The sequence below is a fragment of the Bifidobacterium sp. wkB338 genome (genome assembly GCF_003688325.1).
GTDB lineage: Bacteria > Actinomycetota > Actinomycetes > Actinomycetales > Bifidobacteriaceae > Bombiscardovia > Bombiscardovia polysaccharolytica.
The window spans coordinates 17,272-35,299 of sequence record NZ_NPOR01000003.1 but is presented as its reverse complement, the minus strand read 5'-3'; the positions used below and the strand labels follow the sequence as shown (position 1 = coordinate 35,299).

Sequence of the window (18,028 nt, the reverse complement as noted above, 5' to 3'; positions counted from 1 at the left end):
CTGAGATTAGACGGCGGCCGGGCTCTTTTGGCTGGTGATCTGCCGCGAGGGAATGGCCAGGAACCAGGGGACTGCCAGCACGACCAGCCCGATGGCGCACATGGCCAGGAAGGGAATGACCTCATGCCCGGCCAGGACGTAGGAGGCGAACATGGGTCCCACGATGTAGCCCAGGGAGGCGGCCGTGTTGAGCAGCCCGAACATGCGTCCACTGAACGATGGCCCGGCCAGCTCGGCGGCCACCACCGGCTGGGAGATGCCCATCATGACCTCGCCCAGTCCGAAGATGGTGATGCCCAGAGAGGCCACGCTCAGGGCACCGGGGGTGGAATCCAGGCGCAGGCCCAGGACGATGATCACCCAGGCTGCGGCCCAGAAGACCGGCACGGTGCGCAACAGGCGCACATGGTTGGCGTCCTTGAGCCGTGGCAGCAGCACGATGTTCATGATGACAACCGAGAAGGTGTTGACTACATCCACCACTGACAGGGACCAACGGGGGATGTGCGGATCGGAGATCAGAGTGGTGACCAGGCCGGCGTCGAACTGGGAGTAGCCGAACAGGTCCATGAAGAAGGTTCCTAAGGTCAGCAGAACCATGGAGGCCAGCACCCTGGTCAGGGAGCTGGTCCGCCCGCCGAAGGTACCGTTGATGGTCATGCTTTTATTGCCGTCTGACTGTTTGTTCTGCAGGACATGGGTTGCCCCTGCGGATTCCTGGACGGCCTCCCGCTCCGCCTGAGCCTTGAGCTCAGCCGTCAAGCGGCGTAGCTGCCAGTGTCGTTCGATGACCAGCAGGGACAGGCTGAGCAGAGCGAACCCCAGGGCCCTACCGCCGAAGCCGAGCCGATAGAGGAAGTCCTGACCACCAGCGGCCAGCAGCCCGCCAACGGCCGCTCCAAGGCCGATGCCCAGGTTGAGCTCCGCTTGGTTGATGCCGTAGACGATTCGGTGCTGCTCCCTGGTGGAGATCTGCGTCAGAATGCTGGCCCAGGAAGTCTGCATGCCCATCCCCAGGCCCGAGACGAAGGCTCCCGCCACTGCTGCCCGGTAGTCGTGGGCCACAGTGAAGATCAGGGGGCCGATGACCGAGAAGATCATGGCCGTATGCATGGCCAGCCAGGAGGAACGCCGGTCCGAGACCCATCCGATGATGGGGTTGGAGATCAGCGATCCTACCGAGCTGATGGTCACCAGCAGGGCGGCCTCGCTCATGGTGGCGCCCAGAGAATGGGTGGCGAAGAGTAGCTCGATGGGCATAACCAGGCCGATGCCGAAGTTGCACATAAGGTCCACGATGAGCATGGCTCGCAGATATACGGGCAACTCCATGAACTCACGTAGCCAGCGCATCGGTCTCCACCTCCATCGAATCTTTTTTCATGCCTCTCCTCATTCTGGCCTGACCGCCAGCCGGGATGCCGGGACTGGCGTGTTGCCGTCAATGGGCGGATGCCGATGGTCGTGATAATGCAAAGAGGCCCGACCCTTCAGCAGGAAGGATCGGGCCTTATGTGACCTGGCTGGCTAGTCGGCGTCAGTCGTTATGCGAACTCAGATGTGGAAGTAGAGCTCGTACTCCAGGGGGGTGGGGGCCAGACGGGTCTGGTCCAGCTCGCCGCGCTTCAAGTCCAGCCAGGTCTGAATCAGGTCGTCGGTGAAGACATCGCCTTCGCTCAGGAAGTCGTGATCCTCCTCCAGAGCGTTCAGAGCCTCCTCCAGGGAGCCGGGTACCTGCTTGATCTGGGCATGCTCTTCTGGAGGCAGCTCATAGAGGTCCTTGTCGATGGGGGCCGGCGGCTCGGTGTGGTTGAGGATGCCGTCCAATCCTGCCATCAGCTGGGCCGAGAAGGCCAGGAAGGGGTTGCAGGAGGGGTCGGGGGCGCGGAACTCGATCCTCTTGGCAGCCGGTGAAGTGCCGGCCAGGGGGATGCGGATGGCTGCCGATCGGTTCCGGGCCGAGTAGACCAGGTTGACCGGGGCCTCATAGCCGGGCACCAGTCGCTTGTAGGAGTTGGTGGAGGGGTTGGTAAAGGCCAGGACGGACGAGGCATGCTCAATCAGGCCGCCCACATACCAGCGGGCGATGTCGGAGAGTCCGCCGTAGCCATTCTCGTCATAGAAGAGGGGCTTGCCATCCTTCCAGAGGGACTGGTGGCAGTGCATGCCGGTCCCGTTGTCCCCGGCGATGGGCTTGGGCATGAAAGTAGCGGCCTTACCAGCCAGAGCGGCGGTCTCGTGAACCACGTACTTGTACTTCATCAGATCGTCGCCAGCGTGCAGCAGGGTGTTGAAACGGTAGTTGATCTCCTGCTGGCCGGCGCCGCCCACCTCGTGATGGGAACGCTCCAGAACCAGGCCCACCTTCTGCAGGTTGGCAACCATGTCGTCGCGCAGATCTTGGTAGTGGTCGATGGGTGGTACGGGGAAGTAGCCCCTCTTGACACGATTCTTGAAGCCGATGTTGTCGGAGCCATCCTCCTCGACATCCACGCCTGAATTCCATGGGGCCTCGATCGAGTCGACCTCATAGAAAGAGCGCTGCATGCTGTTCTCGAAACGGACCTTGTCGAAGATGAAGAACTCAGCCTCAGGAGCGAAGGAGGCCGTGTCGGCGATTCCGGTGGAGCGCAGGTAGGCCTCGGCCTTGGAAGCGATCTGCCGGGGATCACGCGAGTAGGGCTCGTCGGTCACCGGGTCCACGATGGAGAAAGCCACATTCATAGTGCGATGACGGCGGAAGGGATCCAGATAGGCGGTTTCAGGGTCCGGAATCAGCTTCATGTCGGACTCATTGATGGCTTGGAATCCCTGTACGGAGGAGCCGTCGAAGGCCATGCCGTCCGTGAAGGCGTCCTTGAGAAATTCGCTGGCAGGTACGGTGAAGTGCTGCTGGACGCCGATCAGATCCGTGAACCTGACTGAGACGTATTCCACGCCCTCCTGGTTGATCACAGCTTCGCAATCGGCCTTTGATTTCAGTTCTCTCACTGAACTGCTCCTTTCCTGGAAAACCGTAACGGTCACCCAGTCTAGGGGACCGCTTTTTTCGGTAATGCGCCGCTGAGGTTACGGGGGTGTTTCATGCGAAGGTCCCGGCGCCTCCCTTGGGGAGAGACCGGGACCTTCAAAAACATCAGCGTCCGCGCATGGCCTTGCGGCTGACGTGTATCTTGGTCGGATCGATGCCCTTGGGCATCCCCAAGGCGCTCTGCCGCTTTTGCAGGGTGACCAGCCGGTCGTTGAGGGTCTCCAGCTCAGTGGGTGTCAGCTTGATCTTCTTCTTGATCACGGTGCGCTGGAGCTTGTTGAGCGGGACCTGGTCAGGGCCGTGGCCCACGCTGATGCGGTAGATGGGGATGGCCGATCCGCGGGTGATGCGGCGGATCTTCTCCTCTTCGCGGTTCATGGCCTTGTTGACACGGTTGTAGTCGCCCTCGGCTATCAGATAGACCCCGGTGCGGCCAGTGCCCCTCCAGACGGCGTCCTTGGTCTTGGCATCAATCCAGACGGGTTCCTGGGGGAAGGAGAAGCCTGCCTTGGAGATGCTGCTCAGGACGGCGGCGGCAGCACCTGGGCGGCCCTCCATCTTGGCGTAGCCGACTCTGTCGGAGCGCCTGGTCAGGGTCATGGTGGCCAGGAGCAGGCCGACCATGATGCCCAGAAGCACAGTCAGGATCCAGGACAACCAGCCGAAGTGGGCCAGCAGGCAGATCACGACTGCTATCAGTGTGGGCACCAGGATGGCCGCGGCCAGCAGCCAGGGAAGGGCCTTGTCCTCTGCGTGAGTAAATTGATAGATTTTGACGATCTGACTGATCGTGCTGTTCTTCTTTTTTGCCTTTTTGCCCTTGGTGTCCTCTGTAGCCATGCCATCCTCACTCGGAAACGTTCACTGGTTGACCAGTCTACCGCATGCCTAACGCATATTCAGGGGTCTGCCGTCAGCCTTGAGCAGGGCCTCTCCAATGGCTTCCGAGAAGGTGGGATGGGGGTGGATGAGCCCGGCTGCCCGGTGCAGGGGAATCTGGTTGCCCACCAGCTGCTGAGCCTCGGCAATATTCTCGGAGGCTTGGGGAGATACCATCTCCAGACCGACCACTATCTGCTTCTCCATGTCGGTGGCTTGGCAGGCGGTGATCAGGCTGAGGGTGCCCTGCATGCCGCTCATGCGCATGCGCGAGTTGGACATCATAGGGTAGATGGTCTCCTTGACCTGGTTCAGCGATGGATCGTCCTCGGCTTCCTGACGGCTGAAGCCCACAGCTGCGGCCTGGGGGGAGGAGAAGACCACGCGGGGAATGGTGGCTTCGTTGACCGGCTCGGGGTCCAGACCGGAGGCGGCATCAGCCAGGGTGATGCCCTGTTGGAAGGCCCTGTGGGCCAGATGGTGACCCGGGGTGATGTCCCCCAGGGCCCAGACCCGATCACGACTGGTGCGCCCCTGAGAGTCGGTCAGGACCTGGCCATGTTCGTCCAGGTCAATGCCCAGCTCCTTCATGTGCTCGGGGTCAGTATTGGGATCCCTGCCGATGGCCACCAAGACCAGATCAGTTTCGATTGCTCCCGCCTGGCCCTTGTCATCCGTTGGCTGGTAGTCGACCTGAATGCCTCCATCAGCGGGTAGACGGTGCCCGCCCGAACAGCGGGCATGGGTGATGATCTGAATTCCCTGACGCTCCAGCTCCCGGGTCATGATCTGACCGGTCCGGCGACCCCAGTGGGAGAGCACCCGGTCCCGTCTGACCATCAGGGTCACCTGGCAACCGGCTTGATTCCAAATGGTGGCGAATTCCAGGGCCACAGCCCCTGATCCAATAATCAGAGCCCGACGGGGGAAGGGTTTGAAAGTCAGGGCCCGGTCGGTGTCGATGACCAGGTCATCGAAGGGAAGTTCTTCCAAGGCCCGGGGATGAGACCCTGTGGACAGGATGGTGTCGCAGGTGGTCAGACGGGTTCGATCGCCGTCATCGTCGGTCACCTCCACCAGGCCGTCGCCGACGATGGTGCCGTGGCCGTGTACCACTGTGATGTCACGTTGCTTCAGCAGGCTCGACAGGCCGCCGGTCATGGCGTCTACCATTCGGTCCTGATAATCCTGGAGCTTCTGGTAGTCGATATTGGCCGACTCGACATTGATGCCCATGGCGGCCCCAAGGTCGGCCTGTTCGAGAACCTGTGTGGCGGTCAGCAGGGCCTTGGTGGGGATGCATCCTCGGTTCAGGCAGACGCCGCCAACCACAGGGTCCTGTTCGACCAGGGCCACCCGTCCGCCCAGCTCTGCCGTGCGAAGGGCCGTGGCATAGCCGCCCGGGCCGGATCCGATGATGATGGTGTCGTACTGGCGGCTGTTGGCATCCCAGGGGTCGAGAGACTCTGTACCGGGTTGGTTGATCGATTGCTGCATAGCAATCCATGCTAGCCGTACAGGCTGGGAGAATGAAGACTATTAGCAGAATGTGGAGTGAATACGAAGAACGCCCGGAACCTCAAGTGGAACCGGGCGACGCGGCTAATTGATGGCTCAGTGAGTCAGGGCAACCGGCGGTTACTTGGGCCAGTGCCCACGCTTGTTCTGGTTGGGCTTGGGGACCCGCCAGCGCCGGACCATCATGGCCCGCTGCCAGGCATAGGAGGCCGAGCGTGAGCCCTTGGCCACCGAGCGCTCGCCGAATTTGTCGATCAGCAGGCGCTTGAGTTTGCGCCACATCAGCCAGGTGTCGACCAGAGCCACGATCAGGTAGCCGTATAGAAGAATGGTGACCACCATGGTGAAGGCGGCATAATGTTGCGGACCCACGAACATGCCCATCAGGGTGGCCACGAACATGAGGATGATGGCCGGGAAGATCCATTCCAGCAGATTGAAGCGGGCGTCCACATAGTCGCGGATGTAGATTCTCCAAGGCAGGCGCTCCGACTTGGGCATGTGGTCGATGTCGCCGGTCCTCATGGCCTCATACTGGGCATCCTCACGGGCTCGGATCCGGGCCTTGGCGGCCTTGCGTGAGGCCTTGCGGTCCTTGGGGACCAGCGGACGCAGGTTCCTTGCCTCGGCCTGCTTGCGCTTGGGTGTGGGGCGTCCCTTGCCTCGTACCTCTGCAGCTGAGGCGGCCTGGTCCGCCTCAGCCTCTTTGTCCCGTCGATCCTTGCGTGAGAAGGGGTTCCATGTCATGCGAACAGGTTACGGTGACGCCTAGACTCGCAAGCATTGATTCACAAGCAATCACAGGAGGTAGCGATGGCAAAGCTGGGCCTGGAAACGATCCGCACACGTGTTCAGGACGATGAGAGCCGGGTCGTCGATCTGCTCAAGGACAAGATCTCCCTGGCCTCGGTTTCAGCCAAGGGAATCACCGGGGATCACATGCGGCGCTCAGCCGACTATGTGGCCGGACAGCTGCGGCAGGTGGGTGTGGACGCCCATGTGGTCCAGGCAACCAATCCTGACGGGACCCCTGGTGCCTTCGAGGTCATCGGATCCCGTCAAGTGGATCCCAATGCTCCGACTGTTCTGCTCTATGCTCATCACGATGTGCAGCCGGTGCCCGATCCCTCCCAGTGGTCCACTGATCCCTTTACCGGTGTGGAGAAGGAGGGACGGCTCTACGGACGTGGGTCGGCCGACGACGGAGGCGGCATTGCCATCCACTCGGGTGCCTTGCATGCCTTGGGCAAGGACCTGCGCGTCAACGTCAAGGTCTTTATCGAGGGGGAGGAGGAGATGGGCTCGCGAAGCTTCATCCCCTTCCTTCAGGCTCATCGGGACGACTTCGCCTCGGATCTGATTATTGTGGCTGACTCGGGCAACTGGTCGGCGGACACCCCAAGCCTGACCACCTCTCTGCGAGGGAATGCGGACCTGGATGTCACGGTCACAGCCCTGGAGCATCCGGTCCACTCCGGCCAGTTCGGCGGGCCTATTTTGGATGCCAACACTTTGGCTGCCATGCTGATCGCCTCCATGTATGACGACCAGGGTCAGCTTGCGGTGCCCGGTCTGGAGGGCGGCCAGCCTATCGGCGGCCTGCAGCGTGACCTGGACCAGGCCCAGCTGCGTTCAGATGCCGGTGTGGTGGACTCCTACCGGCTGGCCGGAACCGACTCCCTGGCATCCCGTCTCTGGACCAAGCCGGCAGCGGCGGTGATTGGCTTCGATGCCCACCCGGTGGAGGGCTCCTTCAACGTGCTGGCCGATAAGACCCGCTTCCGCATTTCCCTGCGTACTGCGCCCACCCAGCGGCCTGAGCAGGCCGCGCAGGCCCTGGCCGATTTCTTGATCGCCCATGCACCTCAAGGGGCCAAGGTGGAGGTCACGCCCAGCAATATGGGCATGGGGTGGGCCATGGATGCCGACAGCCCGGTGGTCCGGCAGGCCGAGGAGGCTATGCGGCAGGCCTTTGGACGCGACCCGGTCAACAAAGGCGAGGGCGGATCGATCCCCTTCATCCCCGAGCTCAAGCGGCTCTTCCCTGAGGCCCAGGTCCTGGTGACCGGCCCCGAGGATCCCCAGTCCAACGCCCACAGCCCAAATGAGTCCATCTCCCTGCAGGGGCTGGTAGACAACATCATCACCGAGGCCCTTTTGCTGGATTCCTTGGGAGAGGGCCAGAACTGACTTTTGGCCACGGCGTGTTCTAAGGTTACAGGTGACACGGGGGCCGTATGCCTAAGGGCGTGCGGCTGAGAGGAGGCTCAGCCTCAACCGGACGAACGTTTACCGGGTAATGCCGGCGCACGGATGTCACTGGACCCGTGCCTGAACGGGATGGCGCTCATAGGGAGCGCCCCGAGGAAAGGCACAAGATCATGACCGATGGTCATTTCATAAACAACACTGCTTCTGGATCAGAGCCGGAGTCTGAAGGAACTCCATCACAGGTCAGAATCCCCTCCAAACGGTGGAGGGTGGTGGATATCGCCGTAGCCTCGGTCATCGGGGTGGCCTCCGCCGTCATCTACTGGGTGGTCGCCATGGTAACCACCATTCCCTGGTCCTTCCTGGACGGGGTTGTGCCCGGTCTGGGCGGCATTCTCAACGGCCTCTACCTGTTCGCCGGGCCCCTGGCATCGGTCATCGTGCGCAAACCGGGTGCTGCCGTCTATGCCGAGCTGGTCGCCGCCATCCTGGAGTCGCTGCTGGGCAGCCTTTGGGTGCCTGTGGAGACCATACTGATTGGTCTGCTTCAGGGCTTCATGGCCGAGCTGGTCTTTATGCTGCTGCGTTACCGGCGCTGGAACATGTCCACGGTGGCACTGTCGGGTGCTGCCGCTGGTTTCGGCTGCTGGCTGTACTCCTTCTGCACGCACTTGCAGGCCATCAACCTCACCGGCCCCTATGGTGTGATCTATCTGATAGCCACCCTGATTTCGGGCGCTCTGATCGCCGGAGTACTGGTTTGGTACCTCTACAAGGCCATCGCCGCGACCGGGGCTCTGGACCGTTTCGCCTCCGGCCGCGATATTCGTACGGCCGGGAAGTAGAGGTTCGGACGTGGACCAGAGCATCCAGGACAATCCCTACCGACCAGCAGCCTTGGAACTGCGTGGCTGGGGTTATCGGCATGCTTACAGGAACCACTTTGCCGTCAGGGATCTGTCCCTGCGCATTCCTGCAGGTCAGCGGGTGCTTCTGCTGGGAGCCTCCGGCATTGGCAAATCGACCATCCTTGAGGGTGTGGCCGGATTGCTGGGCGATCATGCCCCGCAGAGTGGTCAGGACCAGGTTGAGGACGATGAGGGCGGAGTGACCCAGGGCCAGGTCCTGATTGACGGCAATCCTGCCGTATCCAGCCGGGGGCGAGTGGGTTTGGTCCTGCAGGATCCGGATGCTCAGGCCATCTTTCAGCGGCTGGGCGATAATGTGGCCTTCGGGCCGGAGAACATGGGGCTGTCCCGTGAGGAGATTTGGCCACGGGTGCGAAAGGCCATGGCCGAAGTGGGTTTGGCTGACCTGCAGCTGACCCGGTCCACCATGCATCTGAGCGGAGGACAGATGCAACGTCTGGCACTGGCGGGTGCTTTGGCCATGCAGCCTGGGTTGCTTCTGCTGGACGAGCCCACGGCCAATCTGGATCCTGTTGGCGTCGAGCAGATAGTCGATGCTGTCAGGATGGTCCTGGACCGGCAAGGCTCCACCATGGTTCTGGTCGAACATCGAGCAGGGCCTTGGATGGATATGATCGACCGGGTCATTGTGCTCGGGTTGGGCGAGGTTGAAGACGACACCGGCGGTTCGGGCACTGCGGCCTATCGCAAGACTGTGATCATGGCCGACGGCAGCCCCCAGCAGGTCTTCAATGATCCTGGGCTCGACCTGGCCTCCCTGGGCATCTGGGTTCCTGAGGCCTATAGGAGCGTCAAGGATTCGCTCCCTGAGCTTGGACGGGTCCGGGCACGGTCTGGGCAATCCGGCCACGACCAAGATGATCATCCCGTCTTGTTGACCGCCCAGGATCTGGCGGTTGGTCGTCAGGGCAAAGCAGTGGCCGAGCACATCAATCTGGAATTCCGGGCCGGTCAGATCACTGCCCTGGTTGGGGCCAACGGGGCCGGCAAGTCCACGCTGGCCATGACCCTGGCTGGTCTGCTGGAGCCGGTGGCCGGTTCTGTCCTTGCTCAGGATCGTCTGCTTCGCGGACCTCAGGGGCAGATGCCTGCGGAGCCCGAGCCCATTCGATGGACCTCATCCCAGCTGGCGGCGCGCATCGCCTATGTCTTTCAGAATCCCGAGCATCAGTTCGCCCGAGGCACGGTCCTGGATGAGGTCAAGCTGGCCCCCATCCGCACCAGCATGACCGAGGACCAGGCCCAGGCCCGCGCCCAAGAACTCCTGGGCCGCTTCAGGCTGAGGCAGTACGCCCGCGCCAACCCCTACACACTCTCGGGCGGCGAAAAGCGACGGCTCACTGTGGCCTCGGCTCTTGCGGCTGCACCCCAGGTGCTGATTCTTGACGAGCCCACTTTTGGTCAGGACAGGAACACCTGGGTCAGCATGGCCCAGCTGATTGCAGACCTGCGCGACCAGGGAGCCTGCATCATCCTGGTCACCCATGACCGGGAACTGGTTCAGGCCCTGGATGCCCGCCTGGTGGAAATGACGCCTCCGGGAGGCCAGAAGGCCGTCTGGCCTGCAGTCGGGTCAGATTTGCAGGCCAGGCAGGAGGCTGTTGCTACCAGACTGACCGTCACGCCCATGGATCAGCGGGATGAGCCAATCAAGCCGGCCAGCAGGTCGTCCTATATAGCCTCCATCAATCCGGCCTTTCGGCTGATTGGGGCCTTTCTGGCGGCTCTGCCCCTGCTGATCAGCCTGGATCCGGTCTCGGCCACGACGGCCCTGATCCTGGAGTTTCTGCTACTGGGCGCGGCAGGCTTCACGCCCCTGCGCGTGGTCAGATCCACCTGGCCCATCTTCCTTGGGGCGCCTGGTTCTGCCCTGGCGATCATCCTCTATGGCAAGAGCGGCGGCGCCACTTTCTGGCAATGGGGGATGATCCACATCACCCAGCGCTCGCTGGACCTGGCCCTGGCCACTGCGTTGCGAATCCTGGCCATCGGAATCCCGGCCATCATCACTGTTCTGGGCATAGATGCCACCGACCTGGCCGATGCCTTCAGCCAGGTGCTCCACCTGCCTGATCGCTTCGTCTATGGCGGATTGGCAGGTATGCGGCTCTTCACTGTCCTCAAGGATGATTGGTCGGCGCTGACCGCCTCGCGCCGCAGTCGTGGGCTGGGCGATGAGAACCGCTTCAAGGCCTTTATGCCCCAGGCCTTCGCCCTGCTGGTTCTGTCCATCAGGCGTTCGACTACCTTGGCCACAGCCATGGAGGCCAGGGGCTTCGGCGGCAGCACACCGCGCACCCATGCCAGGGTCTCCCAGGTCAGACCACGTGATGTGGGCTTCCTGCTCATATGTCTATCTGTGCCTGCAATCTCACTGACCGTGGCTGCGCTGACCGGTTCCATCGCCTTCTTCGGCAACTGACTGTCAGGGTTTTCCGCAGCAGACTCCAGATATGGAGGGACCCCGGTCCTTTCCACCTCCCGCAGAGAGGGGAAAGGACCGGGGTCCGCCTGTGGTTGGAAGCGCCGGTCTTTTACCTGGCCAGAGTGGTGTTGATGTTGCGCACCTCGTCGAACCGCTTGGAGGCGTCCTCCCAGTTGACGATGTGCCACCAGGCCTTGACGTAGCTGGCCCGGTCGTTCAGGTACTCCAGGTAGTAGGCGTGCTCCCAGAGGTCCAGCAGGACCAGCGGGAAGATGGTGACTGGCAGGTTGCCCTGGTGGTCGTACATCTGCAGGGTGACCAGGCGCTCACCCAGCGTATCCCAGGCAAGGACGGCCCAGCCGGAGCCCTGGATGCCTGCGCACATGGACTCGAAGTATGTCTGGAAGCCCTGGAAGGACCCGAACTGATCCTCGATGGCGGCCTTGAGTTCGCCAGTGGGCTCCTGGCCGATGGCCGGGGCCATGTTCTTCCAGAAGATGGAGTGGTTCTTGTGCCCGGCCAGGTTGAAGGCCAGGTTCTTCTCCAGCAGGTTGGACTGGGCCACGTTGCCGGACTCGGCCGCGTCATGGATCTGCTCCAGGGCCTTGTTGGCCCCGTTCACATAAGCCTGATGGTGCTTATCATGGTGCAGCTCCATGATCTTGCCGGACACGTACGGCTCCAGTGCCGAGTAGTCGTAGGGCAGATCGGGAAGTGTGTATACGGGCATATTGTCTCCTCACAATGATTCTGGCTAAGCCAGATGTGCCATGGTCGGTCTGCGCCATACCAATGACGGACGTGGTCGACCCGACCGGTTCTTTTACCCTAGCCCCTTGTCCGGCGAGCACAAGGGGCGCAGGCCTTTCTTTCAGTGAACTTTCCCACAGATGTAGGCTGATTGAGGTCCGATCGCAGAGCTCTCGACTGTCGAGGCTAGAGTTATGCCCATGCCCTTTGATGATTCCATTCTCGACAATCCCCGTGCCCAACGAATTCGTCGCCTGGCTGAACTGCAGGATCGGCGGGCACGGCAGCGTCATGGCCGCTTCCTCATAGAGGGGCCGCAGAGCGTGCGCGAGGCGGTCCGCTGGCGTTCTGACCTGCTGACTGACCTCTATATTCAGTCGGACGAATCCTCTCCTGCAGCCCGGGGCGGTCATCCGCGGCCGCTCAACGAGACTGTGGGCGCCATCATGGAGCAGGCTCGGGAGCTGCCTGACTGCTACGGACATTTCGTCTCCGCCAGGGTCATGCGTGCCATCAGCGGCAATGCACAGGGGATCGTGGCCCAGGCGCGTACGGACGGATTTCTGACACAATCGATGGACTTCGAAGATCCCCAGCGCCTGACGAAAGAGGGGCCCGACCTGGTGTCAGCTTTCTGGCAGATTCGTGATCCGGGCAATGCTGGCACTGTGATCCGCACTGCCGATGCCGCTGGCTGCAAGGCAGTCATCCTGGTGGACCAGTGCGTGGAACTCACCAATCCTAAGGTCATTCGCTCCACGGCTGGATCGGCCTTTCACATACCCCTGATGACCATGGGCACCGAGGACTTCCTGGCCCTGTGCAGACGGCAGGGTCGGACCATGGTGGCGGCCGATGTCTATGGAACACCGGACAAACCCGTCCGCTCCCTGACCGATCTGATGGCGAGCGGAGCCCTGACCAGGCCAGACTCGGCGGGTCAGCCCATGGTCCTGCTCTTCGGCAATGAGGCACGCGGACTGCCCAACGAGTTGCTGCAGGCCATGGATCAGATCGTCCGCATCCCTATATACGGGCGGGCTGAATCCCTCAACTTGGCCACCTCGGCTGCGGTGCTGCTCTACGCCATAGCCATGTCGAGTCGTATTGAAAGAATGTGAAGGCGTCAACGACCGGGATTTCCGCTGATTTGCGGCCCGGATACGGCATTGGCAACAGTGGAAAGGTCCATGGTGGCACAGGAAGAATTCGACCCCGCGGCGATGACCGACGAGGTCAACGAGGGCATCGGCAGGATTCGCGAGGCCTCTGATCTGGAGGAGCTCAAGGCGATCAAGGCCCGGTATGCGGGGACAGGTTCAGCCCTGGCCGGATCCGGTCGGATTATCGGTACGTTGCCAGCGGATCAGAAGAAGACCGCCGGCCGCCTAGCTGGCAAGCTCAAGGCTGACTTTGGCCGCGCCTACGGGCTCAAGGAGCGGCAGCTGCGCCAGGAGGAGGAATCCCGCCGTCTGGCTGCCGAGCAGGTGGATATGACCCTGCCGGTCAACCGCCATCCGCAGGGTGCCCGGCATCCACTGTCCAAGCTCATGGAGGACGTGGAGGACTTCTTCGTCTCCATGGGTTGGAGCATCGCCCAGGGCCCCGAGCTGGAAGCCGAGTGGTACAACTTCGATGCCCTTAACTTCGGCCCTGACCATCCTGCCCGCCAGATGCAGGATACCTTCTATGTCAAGGGCAGCCAGGCCAGGGACGCCGCCGGTTTCGTCGGCTCCAACATGGTTATGCGCACCCATACTTCGCCCGACCAGGCCCGTTCTCTGATAACCCGCGGCGTGCCGCTCTATGTGGCTTGCACGGGCAGGGTCTTCCGCACCGACGAACTGGATGCCACCCACACCCCGGTCTTTCACCAGTGCGAGGCCATCGCCGTCGACGAGCACCTGACCATGGCCGACCTCAAGGGCACCCTGGACAAGCTCGCCGTTGCCATGTTCGGTCCCGAGGCCCGGACCAGACTGCGTCCCTCATACTTCCCCTTCACCGAGCCCAGCGCCGAGATGGACCTCTGGTTCCCCGACAAGAAGGGCGGCCCTGGATGGATCGAATGGGGAGGCTGCGGCATGGTCAATCCCAACGTTCTGAGGTCGGCCGGCGTGGATCCGCAGCGTTATTCAGGCTTCGCCTTCGGCGTGGGCATGGAGCGCACCCTGCTCCTGCGCCATGACATCAACGATATGCACGACCTGGTCGAAGGTGACGTGCGGTTCAGCCAGCAGTTCGAGATGGGGGAGTGACCGTCAGATGCCAATGGTAGATATCGACTGGCTCAAGGAGCATGTGCAGGTCCCTGAGGGTCTGACCTATGAACAGCTGGCCAAGGACTTGGTTCGGGTCGGTCTGGAGGAGGAGGACATTCATGAGTCCACGGTGACCGGTCCTATCGTGGTCGGCTATGTGGTGGATGCTGAGCCTGAACCTCAGAAGAACGGCAAGACCATCAACTGGTGCCATGTGGATGTGGGCGAGCAGTACAACGCTGTGGACGACCAGGGTCACAAGGTGCCTAGGGGCATAGTCTGCGGGGCCCCAAACATGGCTGCAGGCGAAAAGGTGGTGGTGACCCTGCCAGGGGCCGTCCTGCCTGGGGACTTCCGTATCGAACCGCGCAAGACCTATGGCCACATCTCGGACGGCATGTGCGCCTCAGAGCGTGAGCTGGGGCTGGGCTCGGACCATCAGGGCATCATCCTGCTGCGCAATTACGGGTTCACCCCCGAGCAGTACGAGCAGCTCAAGCCAGGTGACGATGCCATAGCTCTGCTCCATATGAACAGGCCTGTTCTTGAGATCAACATCACACCCGACCGCGGCTATGCCTTCTCCTACCGGGGGGTTGCCAGGGAATACCACCACTCCACGGGTGCTGAGTACACGGATCCGGTGATTGAGCTGAACAAGACAGTGCCGGCCCCCGCAGCTCAGGAGGATCAGGCTCCGCTGGCCGTGCACATTCAGGACGAGAACCCTATTCACGGTCAGCCAGGCTGTGATCGGTACTACCTGCGTGCCTTGACCGGGTGTGACCCCAAGGCGGCCACTCCCAGCTGGATGCGTCGGCGGTTGGTACGTGCCGGCATGCGCTCCATCAGTCTGCCGGTGGACATCACCAACTATGTCATGCTGGATCTGGGCCAGCCCCTGCACGCCTATGATCTGGACAAGCTCAGCGGGCCCATCGTAGTCCGTAGGGCCAGGCAGGGTGAGCACCTGACCACTCTGGATGGCAAGGATCGCGAGCTCAGCACCGAGGATCTGCTCATTACCGACTCGCCCGAGGGGCAAGAGGGATCCCGTATCTTGGGTCTGGCCGGAGTCATGGGCGGTCTGTATGGAGAGGTGACCGATCAGACGCGGAACATTCTGATTGAGTCCGCCCACTTCGACCAGGTGACCATCGCCAGGACCGCACGTCGCCACAAGCTGCCATCCGAGGCTTCCAAGCGCTTTGAGCGCGGGGTCGATCCACAGATGCAGCCGGCTGCCGCGGCTATGGCCGCTGACCTGCTGCATCGCCTTGCCGGTGGCCAGGACCTGGATGCTCCGCTGGATATGAACCAGACCAAGCCCATGTCAGTCATCGACTTTGCTGTCAGCGAGGTGGCCAGGCTGACTGGACTGGATGTGGAACCCCAGCGCATTGTGGCCATTCTGCGCGACATAGGCTGCACGGTCCAAGGCGATCCTCAGGACCGGCTGTCGGTGACTCCGCCAACCTGGAGGCCCGACCTGGGCGAGGGCTGCGACCTGGTCGAAGAGGTGGCCCGCCTGGTGGGCTACGACCGTATCCCCGTCACCGTGCCATCACCCAAGGTTTCCGGAGCAATTGGTCTGACCGATCGTCAGCAGCGTCGCCGTTGGGTGGCTGACACCCTGGCCGAGTATGGGCTGACCGAGGTTCTGGACTATCCATTTGTCGGTGACAATGATTTCAAGGCCTTCGGCATGGATCCTGATGAGGTCCATATCAACAGCGTGGAGCTGGCCAACCCCATGGCCGCTGACAGGCCCTATCTGAGGCAGAGCCTGCTATTGCCGCTGGCCAACACCGTGGAGCGCAACCTGCGACGTGGCAACACTGATGTGCGTCTCTTCGAGATTGGTTATGTCTTCCGTCGCGATCCCAAGGCTCCTGCGGTGCCTACACTTCCGGGCGGCGTGCGGCCCAGCGACGAGGATTTGGCCCGCCTGGACCAGGGTCTGCCAGAGCAACGGCTGCATGTGGCGGCCTTGCTGACCGGCCGGGCCCAGGAAGACGGCTGGCTTAAGGACAGCAGGGACGTGGACTGGACTGATGCAGTCGAATCGGCTCGCCGGGTTTTGGACAGGCTGGGTGCCGATTATCGGCTGGAGCAGCCCTCAGCCGAGCAGGTGCCTGACCAGTGGCATCCGGGCCGTACCGCCAGGCTGGTCCTGGGTGACGGCACGCTTGTCGGCATGGTGGGCGAGCTGCATCCTCGGGTTGATCAGGCTCTGGGTTTCCCTGCCCATTCTGCCGCTTTCGAGCTGAGCCTGGACATGGTGCTGGACCACCTGGACTACACACCCCTGCAGGCCAAGCCGGTCTCGACCTTCCCGCCGGTCCGTCAGGATCTGGCCTTCACTGTGCCGGACACGGTCTCGGCAGCCGATCTGACTTCCGCCATCAGAGAAGCGGCGGGGTCTAGTCTTGAATCCATCGAGCTGTTCGACGTTTTCACTGGCGATCAGATCGGTGAGCATGCAAAATCACTGGCCTTCGCAGTCACCTTCCGCGCCCCGGACCGCACCTTGGCGTCCGAGGACAGCGAATCCCTGCGTCAGGCCATCGTTGACAAGACTGCGGGTCTGGGCGCCGTACTGCGCGCTTGACCGGGCATCACAAGGGGGCCGAGGGGCATGACGGATTCTCAAGAACAGGGCACAGCCGGTGGACCTGACCGCCAGGATCATGATGGAGGTGACCAGCCCTTGTACGGCGCACGCGCCGATCGTTATCCAGGGTGGAATCCGTACATATACGGTCGCCCAGACCCCGAACCTAAGGCCAAGGAATCCGATTCGTCACAAGGCAACCCCGCCAACCGGCCTATGCCCATGGCGGGGCAGCCGGCCCCAGGACGCGGCGGAAATCCCGGGAATCCTCAAGCCCGTCCCGGCGCTCCGGTCTGGCCTTCCCAGGGCATGCCCGATCTGAACGATCCCTCCCAAAATCCGGCCTACGGCCACTGGGATCCCTGCGCCATCATCGCCTTCCTTATGGCCCTCTTCTTGCCCATGCCTGTGATTCCTGCTCTGCTGGGTGGCGTTTCCATGTATCGGACCCGTCGACTGCATATGAAGGGCTATGGATTGGCCATGGCTGCCCTGATCATCAACCTGCTTTTCACGCTTGCCTGGATCTGGCTGCTGGTCAACGGCATCTCCCTGAATGATTTCTATCAGCAGATGATGCCATCGCCCTCGACGGGCGGCGGATCCGGCTCAGGTGGCGTCAGTGCCTGAAAACTCAAGGCGCTGGCTCCTTCTGGATGCGATTATGCATTTGCGTTAGCCGGAATTCATGTTTGTGCATATGCTGTCAGCCTTGGGATATAGAGATCTACGAGGGGGATGTTCAATCAGATGGGTTTGGATGTCAATATCGTCGTATTCGACGGGTTTGAACCCTTGGATGTTTTTGGCCCCTTTGAGGTTTTCATCAATACAGATGGTGCCCGAGTGCGGCTTTTCTCTCTTGACGGGCCCGGTATGAATGTCGGTGAGGGCGGTGTCAGGGTCGAAACTGTGGGGCCAGAAGATATCAATTCCCAAGGGGTTCTGCTGATACCCGGCGGGTCCGGTACTCGAACTCTGGTTGGGGACGACCAATGGACAGGGCAGCTGGCAAGCTTGGCCGCCAGGTCGCCGCAGGTAATGACGGTCTGCACAGGCTCGGCTCTCTTGGCTGCCGCTGGTGTGCTCGACGGTCGGCGTGCGACCTCAAATGACTTGGCCTTTGACTGGGTCGTCAGCACAGGGAAGCGTGTGGACTGGATCAAGGATGCGCGCTGGGTGGTCGATGGCAAGTTTCGTACATCTTCGGGTATCTCGGCCGGCATCGATATGGCCTTGGCCTTTGTAGAGGAGGCGTGCGGGTCCGAGGCTGCGGAAAAGGCCAGCATGCAAATGGAATATATCCGCAACAGAGACTCCGGTTATGACCCCTTCGCATAGTTGAAAGTGTTGCACAGCTAGAGCAGATATATAGCGACACGCCGAATTGCATAAATATGCGTTTTACTG

Annotated in this window: 14 protein-coding genes, 2 pseudogenes and 1 riboswitch; of the genes and pseudogenes, 10 read left to right on the top strand and 6 right to left on the bottom strand. The window is 61.8% G+C overall.

The window, feature by feature from the left end:
* Nucleotides 1–6 precede the first annotated feature (6 nt).
* From CI603_RS00940 to CI603_RS00920, 5 genes are all read right to left on the bottom strand, one after another.
* Nucleotides 7–1,353, bottom strand: a complete 1,347-nt coding sequence (locus tag CI603_RS00940) for an MFS transporter (RefSeq protein WP_121912674.1) — start codon at nucleotides 1,351–1,353, stop codon at nucleotides 7–9.
* A gap of 201 nt (nucleotides 1,354–1,554) precedes the next feature.
* A complete protein-coding gene (gene glnA, locus CI603_RS00935) occupies nucleotides 1,555–2,991 on the bottom strand; it encodes a type I glutamate--ammonia ligase (protein WP_046323088.1) in 1,437 nt (478 codons plus the stop codon).
* Nucleotides 2,992–3,136: 145 nt separating this feature from the next.
* Entirely contained in the window at nucleotides 3,137–3,871 is a 735-nt protein-coding gene (locus CI603_RS00930) for a DUF4191 domain-containing protein (RefSeq protein WP_110425462.1), read from the bottom strand.
* 48 nt (nucleotides 3,872–3,919) lie between these two features.
* On the bottom strand, nucleotides 3,920–5,407 hold the full coding sequence (locus tag CI603_RS00925) for an NAD(P)/FAD-dependent oxidoreductase (protein ID WP_121912673.1): 1,488 nt from the start codon (nucleotides 5,405–5,407) through the stop codon (nucleotides 3,920–3,922).
* A gap of 141 nt (nucleotides 5,408–5,548) precedes the next feature.
* Nucleotides 5,549–6,175 (bottom strand): DUF3043 domain-containing protein, encoded by a 627-nt coding sequence (locus tag CI603_RS00920; protein ID WP_121912672.1) that lies wholly within the window; start codon nucleotides 6,173–6,175, stop codon nucleotides 5,549–5,551.
* 66 nt (nucleotides 6,176–6,241) lie between these two features.
* Here CI603_RS00920 and CI603_RS00915 point away from each other — a divergent pair, with 66 nt between their 5' ends.
* The 5 genes and pseudogenes from CI603_RS00915 (at nucleotide 6,242) to CI603_RS09230 (ending at nucleotide 10,990) form a co-directional block, all read left to right on the top strand.
* Complete coding sequence (locus tag CI603_RS00915; RefSeq protein ID WP_121912671.1) at nucleotides 6,242–7,618, top strand: dipeptidase; 1,377 nt, start codon at nucleotides 6,242–6,244, stop codon at nucleotides 7,616–7,618.
* Nucleotides 7,619–7,644: 26 nt separating this feature from the next.
* A riboswitch (TPP riboswitch) is annotated at nucleotides 7,645–7,760 on the top strand.
* 49 nt (nucleotides 7,761–7,809) lie between these two features.
* Nucleotides 7,810–8,484, top strand: coding sequence for an ECF transporter S component (locus CI603_RS00910; protein WP_121912670.1), 675 nt, complete (start codon nucleotides 7,810–7,812; stop codon nucleotides 8,482–8,484).
* 10 nt (nucleotides 8,485–8,494) lie between these two features.
* Nucleotides 8,495–9,055, top strand: a pseudogene (locus CI603_RS09240) (energy-coupling factor ABC transporter ATP-binding protein); the annotation flags it as partial.
* A 456-nt stretch (nucleotides 9,056–9,511) separates the two neighbouring features.
* Nucleotides 9,512–9,904: pseudogene (locus CI603_RS09235) on the top strand (ATP-binding cassette domain-containing protein); the annotation flags it as partial.
* A 90-nt stretch (nucleotides 9,905–9,994) separates the two neighbouring features.
* Nucleotides 9,995–10,990, top strand: a complete 996-nt coding sequence (locus tag CI603_RS09230) for an energy-coupling factor transporter transmembrane component T family protein (protein WP_395947958.1) — start codon at nucleotides 9,995–9,997, stop codon at nucleotides 10,988–10,990.
* A 112-nt stretch (nucleotides 10,991–11,102) separates the two neighbouring features.
* On the opposite strand, the gene CI603_RS00900 is transcribed toward CI603_RS09230, so the two are convergent.
* A complete protein-coding gene (locus CI603_RS00900) occupies nucleotides 11,103–11,723 on the bottom strand; it encodes a superoxide dismutase (RefSeq protein ID WP_015022073.1) in 621 nt (206 codons plus the stop codon).
* 220 nt (nucleotides 11,724–11,943) lie between these two features.
* Here CI603_RS00900 and CI603_RS00895 point away from each other — a divergent pair, with 220 nt between their 5' ends.
* The 5 genes from CI603_RS00895 to CI603_RS00875 all read left to right on the top strand — a co-directional run bounded on the left by CI603_RS00895 (nucleotide 11,944) and on the right by CI603_RS00875 (nucleotide 17,959).
* Nucleotides 11,944–12,864, top strand: a complete 921-nt coding sequence (locus CI603_RS00895) for an RNA methyltransferase (protein ID WP_121912692.1) — start codon at nucleotides 11,944–11,946, stop codon at nucleotides 12,862–12,864.
* Between the two features lie 69 nt (nucleotides 12,865–12,933).
* The gene (gene pheS, locus CI603_RS00890; RefSeq protein ID WP_110413115.1) at nucleotides 12,934–14,001 is read left to right on the top strand and encodes a phenylalanine--tRNA ligase subunit alpha; all 1,068 of its coding nucleotides are present in this window, start codon (nucleotides 12,934–12,936) and stop codon (nucleotides 13,999–14,001) included.
* A 7-nt stretch (nucleotides 14,002–14,008) separates the two neighbouring features.
* Nucleotides 14,009–16,615: a phenylalanine--tRNA ligase subunit beta gene (pheT, locus tag CI603_RS00885; RefSeq protein WP_121912668.1), complete on the top strand. Its 2,607-nt coding sequence runs from the start codon at nucleotides 14,009–14,011 to the stop codon at nucleotides 16,613–16,615.
* 27 nt (nucleotides 16,616–16,642) lie between these two features.
* Entirely contained in the window at nucleotides 16,643–17,248 is a 606-nt protein-coding gene (locus CI603_RS00880) for a DUF4190 domain-containing protein (RefSeq protein WP_259465437.1), read from the top strand.
* Between the two features lie 120 nt (nucleotides 17,249–17,368).
* A complete protein-coding gene (locus CI603_RS00875) occupies nucleotides 17,369–17,959 on the top strand; it encodes a DJ-1/PfpI family protein (protein WP_220702240.1) in 591 nt (196 codons plus the stop codon).
* The last annotated feature ends 69 nt before the right edge of the window (nucleotides 17,960–18,028 follow it).